The organism is Paenisporosarcina sp. HGH0030 (assembly GCF_000411295.1).
In the GTDB taxonomy this organism is placed as follows: domain Bacteria; phylum Bacillota; class Bacilli; order Bacillales_A; family Planococcaceae; genus Paenisporosarcina.
This window is the reverse complement of sequence record NZ_KE150424.1, coordinates 93,967-113,249: the sequence shown is the minus strand read 5'-3', so window position 1 is coordinate 113,249 and position 19,283 is coordinate 93,967. Positions and strand designations below refer to the sequence as shown.

The following is a 19,283-nucleotide window of genomic DNA, read 5'->3' as shown; positions in this document are numbered from 1 at the left end:
TCCCCCCTTAACCTAGTAACTCTTCAACTGATTTGCCGCGTAATTTAGCAACGTCCTCAGCACGTTTTAGTCCAGTTAAGCCATTGATTGTAGCACGTACCATGTTGATTGGTGTGTTAGAACCAAGAGATTTAGAAAGAATATCAGTAATACCAGCTAGCTCAAGTACAGCACGAACTGGACCACCAGCGATAACACCAGTACCAGGAGCAGCAGGCTTGATTAAGATTTCACCAGCGCCAAAGTTACCGATAATTAAGTGTGGAGTAGTACCACGTACCATAGGCACTTCGATCAGGTTTTTCTTCGCATCTTCTACTGCTTTACGGATAGCATCAGGCACTTCTTGTGCTTTACCAGTACCGAATCCTACGTGGCCATTCTTGTCACCAACAACAACCAATGCAGTGAAGCGGAAACGACGTCCACCTTTTACAACTTTAGCTACGCGGTTAATAGTAACAACGCGTTCTTCAAGTTCAAGTTTGTTTGGATCAATGCGACGCATGAAATGTGTCCCTCCTTCTTATTAAAATTCTAAGCCATTTTCGCGAGCAGCTTCAGCTAAAGCTTTAACGCGTCCATGATATAAGTAACCGCCACGGTCGAATACAACAGATTTGATGTTTTTTTCCGTAGCACGTTTAGCGATTGATTCACCGATTGCGATTGCAGACTCTACATTACCTTTACCATCGAAATCTTTTTCCATAGTAGAAGCACTTACAAGTGTTACACCAGCAGTATCATCGATCAATTGCGCGTATAGATGTTTATTAGAACGGAATACGTTTAAACGAGGACGTTCAGCTGTACCCGTGATTTTAGAACGTACACGTGCATGACGTTTTTTACGAACTTGATTTTTATCTTGTTTCGTAATCACAGAGGTCACTCCTTTCTAATGCTTAGGCAGCATTATTTACCTGTTTTACCTTCTTTACGACGAACAACTTCGCCTTCATAACGAATACCTTTACCTTTATACGGCTCTGGTGGACGTGTTTGACGGATGTTAGATGCTAATGCACCAACGCGCTCTTTGTTAATTCCTTTGATGCTGATCTTAGTGTTTGTAGGAACTTCTACAATTAAGCCATCTTCAGGAGTAAATTCTACTGGATGAGAGTAACCAACGTTCAATACAAGTTTTTCACCTTGTAAAGAAGCACGGTAACCAACACCAACTAATTCAAGATTGCGTTCGAACCCTTTAGATACACCTTCAACCATGTTTGCAAGCAAAGCACGAGTTGTACCGTGAATCGTACGGTGTTCTTTAGATTCAGAAGGACGTGTTAAAGTAACAACGTTTTCTTCTTTTTCGATTTTAATATCTGCATTAAAAGTACGAGTAAGCTCGCCTTTTGGACCTTTTACAGTAACTTCATTGTTTGCACCAATTGTTACAGTAACGTCAGCAGGAACCTCAATTGGTTTTTTACCTACACGAGACATTTATTTGCACCTCCATTCGTTTGTTGCTTTTTACCAAACGTAAGCTACGATTTCGCCGCCAACTTGTTTAGCGCGTGCTTCTTTATCAGTTAATAGACCATTAGAAGTTGAAACTAAAGCAATCCCAAGTCCATTTAATACTCTAGGTACTTCATTAGTTTTCGCATATACACGAAGACCAGGTTTTGAAATACGTTTTAAACCAGTAATAACGCGCTCGTTGTTTTGACCGTATTTCAAGAAAATGCGAATGATACCTTGTTTGCTATCTTCAACATATTCTACGTCACGAACAAAACCTTCACGTTTAAGGATCTCAGCGATCTCTTTTTTCATGTTTGAAGCAGGTACTTCCAGTTTTTCGTGTCGAACCATGTTCGCGTTACGAATACGTGTAAGCATATCTGCAATCGGATCTGTCATTGTCATTACATTAACCTCCTTCCCAGTTTAGGGGATTACCAGCTGGCTTTTTTCACGCCAGGAATTTGTCCCTTGTAAGCAAGTTCACGGAAACAAATACGGCAAAGTTTAAATTTACGTAAGACCGAATGCGGACGTCCGCAACGTTCACAACGTGTGTAAGCTTGTACATTATGCTTTGGCGTGCGCTTTTGTTTAGCGATCATTGATTTTTTAGCCACGTTTACGCCTCCCTTATGTTTACTTTTGGAACGGCATTCCGAATTGTGTTAGTAACTCACGAGCTTCTTCGTCAGAGTTCGCAGTTGTTACAATTACGATATCCATACCGCGTACTTTAGACACTTTATCGTAGTCGATTTCAGGGAAGATCAATTGTTCTTTCACACCTAATGTGTAGTTACCGCGACCGTCGAATGCTTTTTTAGAAACACCACGGAAGTCACGTACACGTGGAAGAGAGATAGCAATTAATTTGTCCAAGAATTCGTACATACGCTCACCGCGTAATGTTACTTTCGCGCCGATTGGCATACCTTCACGAAGACGGAAGCCAGCGATTGATTTCTTAGCTTTAGTTACAACAGGTTTTTGACCTGTGATGATAGTTAATTCTTCTACAGCAGCGTCAAGTGCTTTAGTGTTTTGAACAGCGTCACCAACACCCATGTTGATAACGATTTTGTCCACTTGTGGCACTTGCATTACTGATTTATATTCAAACTTGCTCATTAGAGCAGGAGAAACTTCCTTAAGAAATTTTTCTTTTAGGCGGTTCATGTGTGTACCTCCCTTCTTCTTTTACTTATTTATCGATTTGTTCGCCAGATTTTTTTGCAACACGAACTTTTTTGCCATCTTCCACTTTATAACTTACGCGAGTCGGCTCGCCTGATTTAGGGTCGATTAACATAACGTTCGATACGTGAATTGATGCCTCTTGGCTGACAATTCCACCTTGTGGATTTGCCTGGTTTGGTTTCATGTGCTTTTTCACAAGATTCATACCCTCAACTAGCACACGGTCTTTCTTTGGAAAAGCAGCAATGATTGTACCAGTTTTGCCTTTTTCTTTCCCTGAGATCACCATAACTTTGTCGCCTTTTTTAACATGCATTCTGTCGCACCTCCTTGTTTAGCACTTTCGAGTTGATTAAAGAACTTCCGGAGCTAAAGATACGATTTTCATGAAGCTATTGTCACGTAATTCACGTGCAACAGGTCCGAAAATACGAGTTCCGCGCGGGCCTTTATCGTCACGAATGATAACGCATGCGTTTTCATCGAATTTGATATAAGTACCGTCTTTACGGCGTACACCGCTTTTAGTGCGAACGATAACAGCTTTAACGACGTCACCCTTCTTGACAACGCCACCTGGTGTTGCTTTCTTAACTGTACACACGACGATATCGCCGATGTTAGCAGTTTTACGACCAGAACCACCAAGCACTTTAATTGTTAAAACTTCACGTGCACCTGAGTTGTCAGCAACTTTCATACGACTCTCTTGTTGGATCACTTAGGTAACCTCCTCTCGGAATTTGGTCTGTTCCGAAATTTCTATTTAGATAATAACCGCTTTTTCTACAACTTCCACTAGGCGGAAACGTTTTGTAGCAGACAACGGACGAGTTTCCATGATACGAACTACGTCGCCTAATTTAGCTTCGTTTTGCTCATCATGCGCCTTGAACTTTTTAGAGTACTTAACACGCTTACCGTAAAGCTTATGCTTTTTGTATGTTTCTACCATAACAGTTACAGTTTTGTCCATTTTGTCAGAAACAACACGGCCCGTGTATACTTTGCGTTGGTTACGCTCAGTCATGCTCGAAAACCTCCTTTATCAGTTATTTGCACTGATTTCTCTTTCACGAATCACAGTTTTCATACGCGCAATAGCTTTACGTACTTGGCTAATGCGAGCTGTGTTTTCTAATTGACCAGTCGCCAATTGGAAGCGAAGGTTGAAAAGCTCTTCTTTCAGTGATTTCACTTTTTGTTCGATTTCTGCAGTGGTAAGGTCACGGAGTTCATTAGCTTTCATTAGATTCACCACCAATTTCTTCACGTTTTACGATTTTACATTTCACAGGAAGCTTATGTGATGCAAGTCGAAGTGCTTCGCGTGCTACCTCTTCAGAGACACCAGCGATTTCGAACATGATCTTTCCTGGTTTAACTACCGCTACCCAACCTTCAGGAGAACCTTTACCGGAACCCATTCGAACCTCAAGAGGCTTTTTAGTGTAAGGTTTATGTGGGAAAATTTTAATCCATACTTTACCGCCACGTTTCATGTAACGTGTCATTGCAATACGAGAAGACTCGATTTGACGGTTAGTGATCCAGCTAGCTTCAACAGCTTGTAAGCCGAATTCACCGAAAGTGATTTCTTTACCGCCTTTCGCTTCTCCGCGCATTTTTCCGCGGTGTTCGCGACGATATTTAACGCGTTTAGGCATTAACATATTATTTGCCTCCTTCCACAGAATTCTTCTTAACTGGAAGGACTTCACCACGATAGATCCAGACTTTAACACCAAGCTTACCATAAGTTGTGTCAGCTTCAGCGTGTGCATAATCAATGTCAGCACGTAAAGTATGAAGTGGTACAGTTCCTTCACTGTAGTGTTCAGCACGCGCGATGTCAGCGCCGCCTAGACGTCCAGATACTTGAGTTTTAATACCTTTAGCGCCTGCACGCATAGTGCGTTGTAATGATTGTTTTTGTGCACGACGGAAAGATACGCGGTTTTCTAATTGACGCGCAATGTTTTCAGCAACTAATTTTGCGTCTAGATCCGCACGTTTGATTTCAACGATGTTGATATGAACACGCTTGCCAGTAGTAGCGTTTAGGTTTTTACGAAGTGCTTCCACTTCAGTACCACCTTTACCAATTACCATACCTGGTTTCGCAGTGTGAATTGTAACATTAACACGGTTTGCAGCGCGCTCGATTTCTACTTTAGAAACAGAAGCCTCTTTCAAACGTGTTTCGATGTAGCTACGAATTTTTAAGTCTTCGTGAAGAAGAGTTGCATAGTCTTTTTCTGCGTACCATTTAGACTCCCAGTCACGAATAATGCCGATACGTAATCCTATTGGATGTACTTTTTGACCCACGAATTATCCCTCCTTCTTCTCAGATACCACGATTGTAATGTGGCTTGTGCGTTTGTTAATTGCGCTTGCACGCCCCATTGCACGTGGACGGAAACGTTTTAATGTTGGACCTTCGTCAACAAAAACTTCAGAAATAACTAGTTTATTTACATCTAAATCATAGTTGTGCTCAGCGTTTGCAACCGCAGATTTCAACACCTTTTCAACAACAGGTGATGCCGCCTTAGGTGTAAGGCGCAAAATCGCAACTGCTTCACCGATTTGCTTGCCTCGGATTAAATCAACGACTAATCGTACTTTACGAGGGGCAATACGCACTGTTTTAGCAATAGCTTTAGCTTGCATCAGGATATCCTCCTCTCAATTAGCGTCTTGTTTTCTTATCGTCATTGCCATGGCCTTTATACGCACGTGTTGGTGCGAATTCGCCCAATTTGTGCCCTACCATATCTTCAGTCACATATACAGGAACGTGTTTACGTCCGTCATATACTGCGATCGTTAATCCGATAAAAGTCGGGAAAATTGTTGAACGGCGAGACCAAGTTTTGATCACTTGTTTTTTCTCAGAGTCCTTTTGTGCGTCAACCTTCTTCATAAGATGGTCATCAACAAAAGGTCCTTTTTTCAAGCTACGACCCATTTTGGAACCTCCCTCAGTGATCTCGCTACGGCTCTCTGTTCGAACCGCAGAAGAATCACATTATTTTTTACGACGACGAATGATAAGTTTGTCGGATTTGTTTTTCTTTTTACGAGTTTTGTAACCAAGAGTTGGTTTACCCCAAGGAGTCATTGGTGATTTACGACCGATTGGAGAACGTCCTTCACCACCACCGTGTGGGTGATCGTTCGGGTTCATTACAGATCCACGTACAGTTGGGCGTTTACCTAACCAACGGTTACGACCTGCTTTACCGATGTTGATTAACTCATGTTGTTCATTACCAACTTGACCAATTGTAGCACGGCAAGTTCCCAAAATCATGCGAACTTCACCAGATTGAAGACGAATAATTACGTACTTATCTTCTTTACCAAGTACTTGCGCAGAAGTACCAGCAGAACGTACTAATTGTCCACCTTTACCAGGTTTCATTTCGATGTTATGGATTGTAGAACCCATAGGGATGTTTTGTAATGGTAGTGCGTTACCTACTTTGATATCAGCTTCTGGACCTGACATGATAGTCATGCCAACTTCTAAGCCTTTAGGTGCTAGGATGTAACGTTTTTCACCGTCTAAGTAGTTAATTAATGCAATATTCGCAGAGCGGTTTGGATCATACTCAATAGTAGCAACGCGTCCTGGAATGCCATCTTTAAATCGTTTGAAATCGATGACACGGTATTGACGCTTATGGCCGCCACCATGATGACGAACAGTTAACTTACCTTGGTTATTACGGCCGCCTTTACGTTTGACAGGCTCAAGCAATGATTTCTCAGGCTTGTTAGTCGTGATTTCAGCGAAATCAGAAGCTGTCATGTTACGTCGACCATTGGAGGTAGGTTTGTACTTTTTAATCGCCATGTTTATTCCCTCCTTCTTGTTAGTTCAATTTGAATCCTGTATGGATTAAACTTCGAATAATTCGATGTCTTTGCTATCAGCAGTCAACTTAACAATTGCTTTACGGCGTTTGTTAGTGTATCCACCAAATTTACCAACGCGTTTGAATTTACCTTTGTAGTTCATGATGTTAACTTTCTCAACATCTACTCCAAAGATTTCTTCGATTGCGTGTTTAACTTGAGTTTTGTTGGCGCGAGTGTCCACTAAGAAAGTGTACTTTTTCTCTTCCATGATTTCAGAAGAACGCTCGGTAATGACCGGACGTTTAATAATATCACGTGCTTCCATTATCCAAGCACCTCCTCGATTTTTTCTACTGCAGCTTTTGTCACAACAATTTTGTCGTGTCCAAGCAAGTCAAGAACATTAATGCCTGTTGCTGTTACGACTGTTACTCCTGGGATGTTACGAGCAGATAATGCTACGTTTTCATCAAGTTCAGCTGTAACGAACAAAGCTTTTTTCTCGATAGAAAGGTCTTTCAACACTTTCAAGAAATCTTTAGTTTTTGGTGCGTTGAAAGCTAAGCCTTCAAGAACTACGAAATTCTCTTCTAACACTTTCGCAGAAAGAGCAGAACGTAGAGCTAAGCGACGAACTTTCTTCGGTAATTTGTAGCTGTAGCTACGTGGAACTGGACCGAATACAACACCACCGCCACGCCATTGTGGAGAACGAATCGAACCTTGACGAGCACGACCTGTTCCTTTTTGTTTCCATGGCTTACGACCACCACCAGCAACTTCAGAACGGTTTTTAACTTTATGATTACCTTGACGAAGTGACGCACGTTGAGCGACTACAGCATCAAATAATACATTACTGTTTGGCGCGATTCCGAAAACCGCATCGTTTAATTCGATTTCACCAACAGATGAACCTGTTTGGTTAAGTAAAGATACCTTTGGCATTCCTGTTTCCTCCTTCCTCTATATAATTAGTTAGCTTTGATAGCAGTTTTAACTACTACTAATGCTTTACGAGAACCAGGAACATTACCTTTAACAAGTAGCAAGTTACGACCAGCATCAACTTTTACGATTTCTAAGTTTTGGATTGTTACCATTGTGCCACCCATTTGACCAGGTAATTTCTTTTGTTTGAATACGCGGTTCGGAGCAACAGGCCCCATTGAACCAGGACGACGGTGGTAACGAGATCCGTGAGCCATAGGTCCGCGAGATTGTCCGTGGCGTTTAATAACACCTTGGAAACCTTTACCTTTTGTCACACCTGATACATCTACTACATCGCCTTCTGCGAAACTTTCAACCTTGACTTCTTGACCAACTTCGTACTCAGCAATATTCAAGCCGCGGAATTCGCGGATGAAGCGCTTAGGAGCAGTGCTAGCTTTTGCTACGTGTCCTTTAGCAGGTTTGTTAGAAAGCTTTTCACGCTTATCTTCAAAACCTAACTGGATCGCTTCGTAGCCGTCTGTTTCAACTGATTTCTTTTGAAGCACTACGTTTGGAGACGCCTCAATTACAGTTACAGGGATTAAGTCACCGTTCTCAGCAAATACTTGCGTCATACCGATTTTTCTACCTAAGATTCCTTTGGTCATTTGTCACACCTCCTACAGTAATTGTGTTTAGTTCTATTTGTTGTTTACCATTAAAGTTTGATTTCAATATCAACGCCAGATGGTAAGTCAAGCTTCATTAACGCATCAACAGTTTGTGGTGTTGGGTTAACGATATCGATCAGACGTTTATGCGTACGCATTTCGAATTGTTCACGAGAATCTTTGTACTTGTGAACCGCACGAAGAATTGTGTACACAGACTTCTCAGTTGGAAGTGGAATCGGACCTGATACACTTGCACCTGAACGTTTCGCAGTTTCCACAATTTTTTCAGCAGACTGATCAAGAATTCGATGATCATACGCTTTCAAACGGATACGAATTTTTTGTTTTGCCATAATTTTCCCTCCTTTTCGCCTATTTACTAGACATTCTCAACGAAAATTTTCCAACATCCCGCCATGGCAAAGCGGCCGGGTGTGTCGGTAACCTCTCGCATCATCGCAGTCAGATAAAGACCAACTTCAATATTATACATAAAGAAAAAGAATAACGCAAGTGGTTTCACGAAATTCTTTTTATCGCTTTCCTATTGTATGATGAATCCTTTTTTCTTTCAATAGCTTGAGTAATTGTCCGAACATTAAGTTCTTCCATTAAAGAACCATAATCGCAATCCAACCGAAAACCAGTAGCGGAATATTGTAATGGATAAACGTCGGTACGCACGTATCCCAAATGTGATTGTGTTGGCCGTCTACATTCAATCCAGCAGTTGGTCCCAGCGTACTATCTGACGCTGGCGATCCAGCATCTCCAAGTGCACCAGCTGTGCCAATCAAAGAAATAATGGCGAGCGTGCTGAATCCGAACTCTACAGCAAGCGGCACGAAGATTGCTGCGATAATCGGTATCGTCGCGAATGAAGAACCAATTCCCATCGTGATTAATAATCCAATGACAAGCATGAGCATTGCTGCGAGCGCTTTGTTTCCTTCTAATAATGAAGAAGCACTGCCTACCAATGATTCAATGTCTCCAGTTACTTGAATAACAGAAGCAAATCCATTTGCAGCAATCATTACGAAACCGATGAATGCCATCATGCGCATACCTTCAGTTAATAAGTTATCGGCTTCCTTCCATTTGAGAACTCCAGCAACGTACAGCTTCAGAATTCCAGCAAGAGCTCCAATTATCATTGACTCGGTTTGTATTTGAGCTACGAGAGCAGCAACTAACGCAACAATTGTAAAGACAATATCTTTTTTACTAACTAGAATTGCTTCTGAAGCTTCTATAGTAATATCTTGTTCATACTCTCTTGGTCTTCTGTAAGAAAAGAAGATGGCAATCAACAGTCCGACGACCAATCCTCCTGTTGGAATTAACATGGCATACGGGATATCTTTCATATCAATTGCAAGACCCGCGGCTTCCATTTGCGTTGCGATGATCTCATGGAAGATAAATCCGAACCCATACGGCAATAAAATATAAGGTGCTGTTAAACCAAATGTCAGAACAGATGCAATCAGCCGACGATCAAGTTTAAGCATATTCATTACATTCAAAATGGGAGGTACAAGTAATGGAATAAAAGCAATATGAATAGGGATTAAATTCTGGGAGAATACAGCCATTAATAGTAACGTCAAAATAATGAGCGTTTTAGCCAAAGCGGTCTTTTCTGTTTCTCCATCTTTTTTAATTAGTTTTAGTATGCTTGCAACAAGAAGCTCTGGAATCCCTGTTTTAGAAATAGCGACGGCAAACCCACCGAGCAATGCATAGCTCAACGCAATGGAAGCCCCTCCGCCTAGTCCGTCTGTAAAAGCAGTGATTGTATCTGTCATGGTTAAACCACCTGCTAGCCCACCCGAAACGGCCCCTACAAGTAATGCAAACACAACGTTAACTCTCAACAAGCTTAATAGCAGCATGACTCCTACAGCGATTAATACAGCATTCATCTATATAATCTCCTTTACGCTTTAGTTCACTAGTGTAGTAGAACAACAGATTAAAGAATATCAAGTTGTGTTGAAAAAGTCAACAATCCAAGGTGTTGAGAATCATTCCAATAATAATATTGGTAGTGGATTTAGAGGTTAATAGAAGGGGTACCTAAACCGAGGCTAATTTAAACGATATTGTTGTTTACCGTACATTTGCACTTGCCACATATTCGGCGTGCACGTGAGACTCACACTTCACACTCTTGCGGATAGCTAGTCGCAATGCAGACTTTCGTTCTTTATTAATTATTTATTACCTTAGTTAATTAGCTTTCTATAGAAATAGCTAAATTCAGTGTTTGCGCTTTAGTGAATCTATGAAAAAGCACTGCTTCTGTTTCTGCATCGCTACACTTGCTTCGTCCGCTGAAAGGGAGAAGCATTCCCTCTTTTATTATGAGCTTGTTGAACGATAGCTATTTATCATACATTTCGCTTGTACCATCTAAGGTGCAAATGCACTTTTTTCCTTATTCAAGATCAACATCTTTAATTAACATTGCTTAAACAGAAAAAAACCTTGCCAGCGTCCCGGCAAGGTTTATGAAAAGGTTAAATTATTTAGTGATAGTAGCAACTACGCCAGCACCAACAGTACGTCCACCCTCACGGATAGAGAACTTAGTACCTTCTTCAAGCGCGATTGGAGCGATAAGAGCAACAGTCATTTCGATGTTGTCTCCAGGCATAACCATTTCAACGCCTTCAGGTAAGTTACAGATACCAGTTACGTCAGTTGTACGGAAGTAGAACTGAGGACGGTAGTTAGTGAAGAATGGAGTGTGACGTCCACCTTCTTCTTTTGATAAAACATAAACTTCTGCTTTGAATTCAGTATGTGGAGTGATTGAACCTGGTTTAGCCAATACTTGTCCACGTTGGATATCTTCACGAGCTACTCCACGAAGAAGAGCACCGATGTTGTCACCAGCTTCTGCATAGTCAAGAAGTTTACGGAACATTTCAACGCCAGTTACTGTAGTTGATTTCGGCTCTTCAACGATACCGATGATGTCAACAACGTCTCCAACTTTAACTTGTCCACGCTCAACACGACCAGTAGCAACTGTACCACGACCTGTGATTGAGAATACATCCTCAACAGGCATCATGAATGGTTTGTCAGTTTGACGTTCTGGAGTTGGGATATAAGAGTCAACAGCGTCCATTAATTCAACGATTTTCTCTTCCCAAGATTCTTCACCTTCAAGAGCTTTAAGAGCAGAACCTTTGATTACTGGAATGTCGTCGCCAGGGAAGTCATATTCAGAAAGAAGATCACGAACTTCCATTTCTACTAATTCAAGTAACTCTTCGTCGTCTACCATGTCACATTTGTTCATGAAGACTACTAGGTAAGGAACACCAACTTGACGTGAAAGAAGGATGTGCTCACGAGTTTGTGGCATTGGGCCGTCAGCAGCAGATACTACTAGGATCCCGCCGTCCATTTGTGCAGCACCAGTGATCATGTTTTTAACATAATCGGCATGTCCTGGGCAGTCAACGTGTGCATAGTGACGAGCTGCAGTTTCATACTCAACGTGAGAAGTGTTGATTGTGATTCCGCGCTCTTTTTCTTCAGGAGCGTTATCGATTTGTGCATAGCTCATTGCAGTACCACCAGAACGTTTTGCAAGAACTGTTGCGATTGCAGCTGTTAAAGTTGTTTTACCATGGTCAACGTGACCGATTGTACCAATGTTAGCATGTGTTTTAGAACGATCGAATTTAGCTTTTGCCATTAGGGATGTCCTCCTCAAAATTATATGATTAGTTTTTGTTATGAATGATGATGGTCTAGATCCATCACCATTCATAGCTTACAAAATAGTTATACAAGATTAAAAATCAAACTTCAATGATTAACCTTTATTTTTTTTGATAATTTCTTCTGAAATTGATTTTGGTACTTCTTCGTAGTGATCGAAAGTCATAGAGAATACTCCACGACCTTGAGTTGCAGAACGAAGTGTTGTCGCATAACCAAACATTTCTGCAAGTGGAACCATTGAACGAACAACTTGTGAATTACCACGAGCGTCCATACCTTCTACGCGACCACGGCGAGAAGTGATGTTACCCATAATATCTCCTAAGTATTCTTCAGGAATTACTACTTCCACTTTCATCATTGGCTCAAGAAGAACTGGTTTACATTTTGAAATTGCGTTTTTCAATGCCATAGATGCAGCAATTTTGAACGCCATTTCATTTGAATCGACATCATGGTAAGAACCATCAAATAGACGAGCCTTAATGTCGATAAGTGGATATCCAGCTAGTACACCATTGTTTAAAGAGTCACGAAGACCTGCTTCAACAGCTGGGATGTATTCACGTGGTACAACACCACCGACAACGCCATTTACGAATTCAAAGCCTTTTCCTTCTTCGTTTGGAGAGAATTCAATCCAAACGTGTCCGAATTGACCACGACCACCTGATTGACGAACGAATTTACCTTCAACTTGAGCAGACTCACGGAATGTCTCACGGTAAGATACCATTGGAGCACCAACGTTAGCTTCTACTTTAAATTCACGGCGCATACGGTCAACTAAGATATCAAGGTGAAGTTCACCCATACCAGAGATGATTGTTTGTCCAGTTTCTGTGTCAGTATGAGCACGGAAAGTAGGATCTTCTTCTTGAAGTTTTTGTAAAGCTTGACCCATTTTATCTTGGTCAGCTTTTGACTTCGGTTCTACAGATAAAGAGATAACTGGCTCTGGGAATTCCATTGATTCAAGAATAACTTGGTTTTTCTCGTCACATAGAGTATCACCTGTTGTAGTGTCTTTAAGACCAACAGCAGCAGCGATATCACCAGAAAAAACTTTAGAAATCTCTTCACGGCTATTCGCGTGCATTTGTAAGATACGACCTACGCGCTCACGTTTACCTTTTGTAGAGTTTTGTACGTATGAACCTGATTCAAGAACACCAGAGTACACACGGAAGAATGTTAATTTACCAACATAAGGGTCAGTCATTACTTTGAATGCTAATGCAGAGAATGGTTGTGAGTCGTTAGATTCACGAACAACTTCTTCATCAGAATCAGGTAAGATACCTTTTATTGCTGGTACGTCTGTTGGAGCTGGAAGATAATCAACTACTGCGTCAAGCATTTTTCGAACACCTTTGTGTTTGAATGCTGAACCACAAATAACTGGGTAGAATTCAACTGCGATTGTTGCTTTACGGATAGCCGCTTTCAACTCTGCATTTGAGATTTCTTCACCTTCTAGGTATTTCTCCATAAGATTTTCGTCAACGCTAGCTACCGCTTCGATTAATTTCTCACGATATTCTGCAGCTTGAGCTTTATGTGATTCAGGAATTTCGCCTTCTGTAATTGCAGTACCATCTTCGTTACCGTAGAAAGTAGCATTCATTTCAATAAGGTCGATAATTGCACTGAAATCTTCTTCTGTACCAATTGGAAGTTGTACTGGATGCGCGTTCGCTTGAAGACGCTCGTGTAGAGTTCCTACAGAATACAAGAAGTCTGCACCCAATTTATCCATTTTGTTAATGAAAACAATACGTGGTACGCCGTATGTTGTAGCTTGGCGCCATACTGTTTCAGTTTGTGGTTCAACACCAGATTGTGCATCAAGAACCGTTACAGCACCATCAAGTACGCGAAGTGAACGTTCAACTTCAACAGTGAAGTCTACGTGACCTGGAGTATCGATGATGTTTACGCGGTGGCCTTTCCATGCAGCTGTTGTTGCAGCAGAAGTGATCGTGATTCCACGCTCTTGCTCTTGCTCCATCCAGTCCATTTGTGATGCACCTTCGTGCGTTTCACCAATTTTATGGATTTTACCAGTGTAATAAAGAATACGCTCTGTAGTAGTTGTTTTACCAGCATCAATATGGGCCATGATACCGATGTTACGTGTATTCTCTAAGGAGAATTCTCTAGCCATTTTGTATTTCTCCTTCCATCTCAAATTAGAATGATTAGTGGATGAAAAATCCTACCAGCGGTAATGAGCGAATGCTTTGTTCGCTTCCGCCATTTTGTGCATATCTTCACGTTTCTTCACAGAAGCACCTGTGTTGTTAGAAGCGTCAAGAATTTCATTAGCTAAACGCTCTTCCATAGTTTTCTCCCCACGAAGACGAGAATAGTTAACTAGGTAGCGAAGACCTAATGTAGAACGGCGTTCTGGACGAACTTCGATTGGCACCTGATAGTTAGAACCACCAACACGGCGAGCTTTAACTTCAAGTACTGGCATGATGTTAGCTAATGCTGCATCAAATACTTCCAAAGGATCTTTACCTGAACGTTCTTGAACAAGTTCAAACGCTCCATAAAGAATTTTTTGAGAAGTACCTCTTTTACCATCTACCATCATTTTATTGATTAAACGAGTTACAAGTTTTGAATTATAAATTGGATCTGGTAACACGTCACGTTTGGAAACAGGACCTTTACGAGGCATGTGTTTTCCTCCTTTCGATGAGATCTATAGTTTTATTTTTAATTAGCTTTTTTTAACTTTAGGGCGTTTAGTACCGTATAGTGAGCGGCTTTGCATACGACCGTTTACACCGGCAGTATCAAGAGCACCACGTACGATATGGTAACGAACACCCGGTAAATCTTTAACTCGTCCTCCACGGATTAGAACAACACTATGTTCTTGAAGGTTATGACCTTCACCCGGGATGTACGCAGTAACCTCAATTAGGTTAGTTAAACGTACACGCGCATATTTACGAAGCGCTGAGTTTGGTTTTTTTGGTGTCATTGTACCAACACGAGTACAAACCCCACGTTTTTGCGGTGAACTAACGTTTGTTAACGTTTTTTTAGAGCTGTTATACCCTTTGTTCAATGCTGGTGAGCCAGATTTGACTGTTTTGGATTTACGAGGCTTACGTACCAATTGGTTAATTGTAGGCATCGATTATTCCTCCCTTCTTGTTATCGTTGTAATACCACACATCCAGGTGGTTCATTTTTGGGTAAAAAACAAAGTCTTTGTGTTTTCATACACAAAAACTGTTACACAGTAATTGCAACAACTGCTGCACCCACTTGAAGTCCGCAGGCTTTACCGAGTTCTATTTTAGACTCTACAAAGTCAATCTTCACACCTTTTTCTTCCGCTAATAGAATAGCTGGTTGGGTGATCCGGTTGTCTGCATCACGAGCCACGAGAATTTCTACTACATGGCCACCATGGATTGCTTTTACTGTTTGCTTAGTACCGATGACGGTTTTCATCGCCTGATTTACTTTTTCATAAGACATTTAGCATATCCTCCAAAGACCCAGACCTTCAACTATCAACCTTAAATATATTATCATCCATTATTTTTTCTGTCAACCCATTTCACAAGAAAAGCGGAAAGACCGCAACACTTATCGGTTGTCATTAAAATTCCGGGGGGCCGCTTATACAAACCCCCGGAACAGGATGAAATTATTCTGCGCTCACTGCTACTGCAGCTTCGTTTTTCTTCTCATCAACAATCTTGATCTGACGGTAACGTTGCATACCAGTACCCGCCGGAACGAGTTTACCGATAATAACATTTTCTTTCAGGCCAAGCAATTCGTCGCGTTTTCCTTTGATCGCCGCGTCTGTTAACACACGCGTAGTTTCTTGGAATGATGCAGCTGATAAGAACGATTCTGTTTCAAGTGAAGCTTTTGTAATACCGAGAATAACTGGGCGACATGTTGCAGGTAGTTTACCATTTAACACTGCCTCTTTATTCGCATCCGCAAATTGGTGAATGTCGAGTAACGAACCTGGTAACAGTTCCGTTTCACCCGCCTCGATGACGCGCACTTTACGAAGCATTTGGCGAACCATTACTTCGATATGTTTGTCTCCGATTTCTACCCCTTGCATACGGTATACTTTTTGAACTTCTTTCAACAAGTACTCTTGTACAGTTGAAACGTCTTTAACTTTCAACAATTCTTTCGGATCAATCGAACCTTCAGTCAATACTTCACCGCGTTTAATGGCATCATTCAGTTGAACTTTCAAACGACCATTATAAGGAGCTAGGTATTTACGTGTTTCAACATCACCTTGAACTGTAATTTCTTTTTGACCTTCACGGATTTCATCAATTGCAGAGATAACACCTGTAATTTCAGTAATGACCGCTTGACCTTTAGGATTACGAGATTCGAAAATCTCCTGGATACGTGGAAGACCTTGTGTAATATCGTCTCCAGCTACCCCACCTGTATGGAACGTACGCATCGTTAACTGAGTACCTGGCTCACCGATTGATTGGGCAGCAATGATACCAACTGCTTCTCCAACCTCAACGTTTTCACCAGTTGCCAAGTTGATTCCGTAACATTTTTTACATACGCCGTGTTTCGTGTTACATGTGAAAGCAGAACGAATAGTTAATTCTTCGAATCCAGCATCCAAAATAACGCGAGCTACGTCTTCAGTAATCAAAGCATCTTTCTCCAGAATAACTTTTTTCGTTTCTGGATGGAAAATAGTTTTACGTGTATGACGACCGACAATACGCTCGTCGAACCCTTCGATTACCTCTGTTCCGTCCATTAATGCGCCGATCAATAAGCCACGGTCCGTTCCGCAATCATCTTCACGAACAATAACATCTTGAGCAACGTCAACCAAACGACGTGTTAAGTAACCTGAGTCAGCCGTTTTAAGAGCTGTATCCGCAAGACCTTTACGAGCACCATGCGTAGAGATGAAGTATTCAAGTACCGTTAAACCTTCACGGAATGATGATTTAATCGGAAGCTCGATAATACGACCGGCCGGATTGGCCATCAAACCACGCATACCTGCAAGTTGAGTAAAGTTGGATGCGTTACCACGCGCTCCAGAGTCACTCATCATGAAGATTGGGTTCAAGTTGTCTAATGATTTCATTAGTTTTTCCTGAATAACGTCCTTCGCAGCACTCCAGTAAGAAATAACACGATCATAGCGCTCTTCTTCTGTAATTAATCCACGACGGAATTGCTTCAGAACTTTATCTACTTTGTCTTGAGCTTCTTCTAATACTTTACCTTTGTCTGGAAGTACCACGATATCTGAGATACCGATTGTAATACCAGCTTTAGTTGAGTATTTGAAACCAAGATTCTTCATACGGTCAAGCATTTTCGACGTTTCAGTAATATGGAAACGTTTGAATACTTCAGCGATGATGTTTCCAAGAATTTTCTTCTTGAATGGTGACACAAGTTCCATTTCATCAATGTGTGTACGCACATCAGTAGTTGTTGGAACAAAGTATTTAGACGGTGTTTCAACTTGAAGGTTGAAATCCGTTGGTTCGTTAATGTACGGGAATGTTTCAGGTAAAATTTCATTGAAAATTACTTTACCCACTGTCGTCAATAACAACATTTTGTTTTGTTCTTCAGTGAATGTTTGGTTGTTCAATGAACCTGCAGCGATTGCAATACGTGTATGCAAATGCGCATGTCCGTTTTGATAAGCAATCAACACTTCATTTGGACCGTAGAATGTAGAACCTTCGCCTGTTGCACCTTTACGCTCAAGTGTTAGGTAGTAGTTACCTAATACCATATCTTGAGATGGTGTAACAACTGGTTTTCCATCTTTCGGGTTCAAAATGTTTTGTGCAGCCAACATCAATAAGCGAGCTTCAGCTTGCGCTTCTGCTGATAAAGGAACGTGAACCGCCATTTGGTCACCATCGAAGTCAGCGTTATAAGCTGTACATACTAGAGGGTGAAGACGAATTGCGCGACCTTCTACTAGAGTTGGTTCGAAAGCTTGAATTCCAAGACGGTGAAGCGTCGGTGCGCGGTTTAGTAAAACCGGATGCTCCTTAATGACGTCTTCTAATACATCCCAAACTTCTGAATGCATACGCTCAATTTTACGTTTTGCACTCTTAATGTTGTGAGCTAAGCCACGCTCAACAAGTTCTTTCATCACAAACGGCTTGAATAATTCAATCGCCATTTCTTTTGGAAGACCACATTGATACATTTTCAAGTTTGGACCTACAACGATAACCGAACGACCAGAGTAGTCAACACGTTTACCAAGTAAGTTTTGACGGAAACGACCTTGTTTCCCTTTCAACATATGTGAAAGTGATTTCAATGGACGGTTACCTGGTCCAGTAACTGGACGGCCACGACGACCATTATCAATCAACGCATCAACAGCCTCTTGTAACATACGTTTTTCGTTCTGAACGATGATGCTAGGTGCACCAAGGTCTAATAAACGTTTTAGACGGTTGTTACGGTTGATAACACGACGATACAAGTCATTTAAATCAGAAGTGGCAAAACGGCCACCATCTAATTGAACCATCGGGCGTAATTCTGGTGGAATTACCGGAAGTACGTCTAAAATCATCCAGTCTGGTTTGTTCCCAGAGTTACGGAATGATTCAACTACTTCAAGACGCTTAATTGCACGCGTACGTCGTTGACCAGCTGCAGTTTTAAGCTCTTCCTTCAGCATTTCTGTTTCTTTTTCAAGATCAAGTTCTTGAAGAAGACGTTTGATCGCCTCAGCACCCATTGCAGCATAGAATTTCGTACCGTATTTTTCACGGTATGCACGGTATTCTTTCTCAGACAATAGTTGTTTGCGCTCAAGTGGTGTATTCGCTGGGTCTACAACTACGTAAGAAGCAAAGTAAATCACTTCTTCCAAAGAACGTGGAGACATATCCAGGATAAGTCCCATACGACTTGGAATCCCTTTGAAATACCAAATATGTGATACTGGAGCTGCTAATTCAATGTGACCCATGCGCTCACGGCGCACTTTTGAACGTGTAACTTCAACGCCACAACGATCACAAACGACACCTTTATAACGAACACGCTTATACTTACCGCAATGACATTCCCAGTCCTTTGTTGGTCCGAAAATACGTTCACAGAACAAACCATCTTTTTCAGGTTTAAGTGTGCGGTAGTTAATCGTTTCAGGCTTCTTCACTTCACCGTATGACCAAGAACGAATCTTGTCAGGAGATGCTAAACCAATCTTCATGTACTCAAAATTATTAACGTCTATCAAGGAGCCTACCTCCCTTAGTCTGGGTCTTTTAAAGACTTTATCCACTTAGCTCAGGCGGATAACTTTTATGGAAATGGAAATGCGGGCAGGTATGA

At 41.4% G+C, this 19,283-nt stretch carries 26 protein-coding genes; all 26 read right to left on the bottom strand.

Features of this window, described 5'->3' with window-relative positions; translation table 11 throughout:
- Positions 1-7 precede the first annotated feature (7 nt).
- Positions 8-508, bottom strand: a complete 501-nt coding sequence (rpsE, locus tag HMPREF1210_RS16785) for a 30S ribosomal protein S5 (protein WP_016429899.1) — start codon at positions 506-508, stop codon at positions 8-10.
- Positions 509-529: 21 nt separating this feature from the next.
- Entirely contained in the window at positions 530-886 is a 357-nt protein-coding gene (gene rplR / locus HMPREF1210_RS16780) for a 50S ribosomal protein L18 (protein WP_016429898.1), read from the bottom strand.
- Positions 887-918: 32 nt separating this feature from the next.
- Complete coding sequence (rplF, locus tag HMPREF1210_RS16775) at positions 919-1,458, bottom strand: 50S ribosomal protein L6 (RefSeq protein ID WP_016429897.1); 540 nt, start codon at positions 1,456-1,458, stop codon at positions 919-921.
- Positions 1,459-1,488: 30 nt separating this feature from the next.
- Entirely contained in the window at positions 1,489-1,887 is a 399-nt protein-coding gene (gene rpsH / locus HMPREF1210_RS16770; RefSeq protein WP_016429896.1) for a 30S ribosomal protein S8, read from the bottom strand.
- A gap of 29 nt (positions 1,888-1,916) precedes the next feature.
- Entirely contained in the window at positions 1,917-2,102 is a 186-nt protein-coding gene (locus HMPREF1210_RS16765; RefSeq protein ID WP_016429895.1) for a type Z 30S ribosomal protein S14, read from the bottom strand.
- 19 nt (positions 2,103-2,121) lie between these two features.
- Entirely contained in the window at positions 2,122-2,661 is a 540-nt protein-coding gene (rplE, locus tag HMPREF1210_RS16760) for a 50S ribosomal protein L5 (protein ID WP_016429894.1), read from the bottom strand.
- A gap of 25 nt (positions 2,662-2,686) precedes the next feature.
- Positions 2,687-2,998 (bottom strand): 50S ribosomal protein L24, encoded by a 312-nt coding sequence (gene rplX / locus HMPREF1210_RS16755; RefSeq protein ID WP_016429893.1) that lies wholly within the window; start codon positions 2,996-2,998, stop codon positions 2,687-2,689.
- A 36-nt stretch (positions 2,999-3,034) separates the two neighbouring features.
- A complete protein-coding gene (rplN, locus tag HMPREF1210_RS16750) occupies positions 3,035-3,403 on the bottom strand; it encodes a 50S ribosomal protein L14 (RefSeq protein ID WP_016429892.1) in 369 nt (122 codons plus the stop codon).
- A gap of 45 nt (positions 3,404-3,448) precedes the next feature.
- Positions 3,449-3,712 carry a 30S ribosomal protein S17 gene (gene rpsQ / locus HMPREF1210_RS16745; protein ID WP_016429891.1) on the bottom strand — a complete coding sequence of 88 codons (264 nt, stop codon included), beginning with the start codon at positions 3,710-3,712 and terminating at the stop codon, positions 3,449-3,451.
- Positions 3,713-3,730: 18 nt separating this feature from the next.
- Positions 3,731-3,931, bottom strand: coding sequence for a 50S ribosomal protein L29 (rpmC, locus tag HMPREF1210_RS16740; protein WP_016429890.1), 201 nt, complete (start codon positions 3,929-3,931; stop codon positions 3,731-3,733).
- Positions 3,921-4,355 (bottom strand): 50S ribosomal protein L16, encoded by a 435-nt coding sequence (rplP, locus tag HMPREF1210_RS16735; RefSeq protein WP_016429889.1) that lies wholly within the window; start codon positions 4,353-4,355, stop codon positions 3,921-3,923. Before rplP ends, rpmC begins: the two co-directional genes overlap by 11 nt.
- A gap of 1 nt (position 4,356) precedes the next feature.
- Positions 4,357-5,013 carry a 30S ribosomal protein S3 gene (gene rpsC, locus HMPREF1210_RS16730; RefSeq protein ID WP_016429888.1) on the bottom strand — a complete coding sequence of 219 codons (657 nt, stop codon included), beginning with the start codon at positions 5,011-5,013 and terminating at the stop codon, positions 4,357-4,359.
- A gap of 3 nt (positions 5,014-5,016) precedes the next feature.
- Positions 5,017-5,358 (bottom strand): 50S ribosomal protein L22, encoded by a 342-nt coding sequence (rplV, locus tag HMPREF1210_RS16725; protein WP_016429887.1) that lies wholly within the window; start codon positions 5,356-5,358, stop codon positions 5,017-5,019.
- A gap of 19 nt (positions 5,359-5,377) precedes the next feature.
- Positions 5,378-5,656 carry a 30S ribosomal protein S19 gene (gene rpsS / locus HMPREF1210_RS16720; RefSeq protein ID WP_016429886.1) on the bottom strand — a complete coding sequence of 93 codons (279 nt, stop codon included), beginning with the start codon at positions 5,654-5,656 and terminating at the stop codon, positions 5,378-5,380.
- A 60-nt stretch (positions 5,657-5,716) separates the two neighbouring features.
- Positions 5,717-6,547, bottom strand: coding sequence for a 50S ribosomal protein L2 (gene rplB / locus HMPREF1210_RS16715; protein WP_016429885.1), 831 nt, complete (start codon positions 6,545-6,547; stop codon positions 5,717-5,719).
- A gap of 45 nt (positions 6,548-6,592) precedes the next feature.
- On the bottom strand, positions 6,593-6,877 hold the full coding sequence (rplW, locus tag HMPREF1210_RS16710) for a 50S ribosomal protein L23 (RefSeq protein WP_016429884.1): 285 nt from the start codon (positions 6,875-6,877) through the stop codon (positions 6,593-6,595).
- Positions 6,877-7,500, bottom strand: a complete 624-nt coding sequence (gene rplD, locus HMPREF1210_RS16705) for a 50S ribosomal protein L4 (protein WP_016429883.1) — start codon at positions 7,498-7,500, stop codon at positions 6,877-6,879. Before rplD ends, rplW begins: the two co-directional genes overlap by 1 nt.
- A gap of 26 nt (positions 7,501-7,526) precedes the next feature.
- A complete protein-coding gene (rplC, locus tag HMPREF1210_RS16700) occupies positions 7,527-8,156 on the bottom strand; it encodes a 50S ribosomal protein L3 (RefSeq protein WP_016429882.1) in 630 nt (209 codons plus the stop codon).
- Positions 8,157-8,206: 50 nt separating this feature from the next.
- Positions 8,207-8,515, bottom strand: a complete 309-nt coding sequence (gene rpsJ, locus HMPREF1210_RS16695) for a 30S ribosomal protein S10 (protein WP_004233624.1) — start codon at positions 8,513-8,515, stop codon at positions 8,207-8,209.
- A gap of 258 nt (positions 8,516-8,773) precedes the next feature.
- Positions 8,774-10,090, bottom strand: a complete 1,317-nt coding sequence (locus HMPREF1210_RS16690) for a Na+/H+ antiporter family protein (RefSeq protein WP_016429881.1) — start codon at positions 10,088-10,090, stop codon at positions 8,774-8,776.
- 602 nt (positions 10,091-10,692) lie between these two features.
- Complete coding sequence (gene tuf, locus HMPREF1210_RS16685) at positions 10,693-11,880, bottom strand: elongation factor Tu (protein WP_016429880.1); 1,188 nt, start codon at positions 11,878-11,880, stop codon at positions 10,693-10,695.
- Between the two features lie 120 nt (positions 11,881-12,000).
- Positions 12,001-14,076, bottom strand: coding sequence for an elongation factor G (fusA, locus tag HMPREF1210_RS16680; protein WP_016429879.1), 2,076 nt, complete (start codon positions 14,074-14,076; stop codon positions 12,001-12,003).
- Positions 14,077-14,127: 51 nt separating this feature from the next.
- A complete protein-coding gene (gene rpsG / locus HMPREF1210_RS16675) occupies positions 14,128-14,598 on the bottom strand; it encodes a 30S ribosomal protein S7 (protein ID WP_016429878.1) in 471 nt (156 codons plus the stop codon).
- A gap of 42 nt (positions 14,599-14,640) precedes the next feature.
- Positions 14,641-15,063, bottom strand: a complete 423-nt coding sequence (gene rpsL, locus HMPREF1210_RS16670; protein WP_016429877.1) for a 30S ribosomal protein S12 — start codon at positions 15,061-15,063, stop codon at positions 14,641-14,643.
- Positions 15,064-15,164: 101 nt separating this feature from the next.
- Complete coding sequence (locus HMPREF1210_RS16665) at positions 15,165-15,413, bottom strand: ribosomal L7Ae/L30e/S12e/Gadd45 family protein (protein WP_016429876.1); 249 nt, start codon at positions 15,411-15,413, stop codon at positions 15,165-15,167.
- A 172-nt stretch (positions 15,414-15,585) separates the two neighbouring features.
- Positions 15,586-19,188, bottom strand: a complete 3,603-nt coding sequence (rpoC, locus tag HMPREF1210_RS16660; RefSeq protein WP_016429875.1) for a DNA-directed RNA polymerase subunit beta' — start codon at positions 19,186-19,188, stop codon at positions 15,586-15,588.
- Positions 19,189-19,283: the final 95 nt, after the last annotated feature.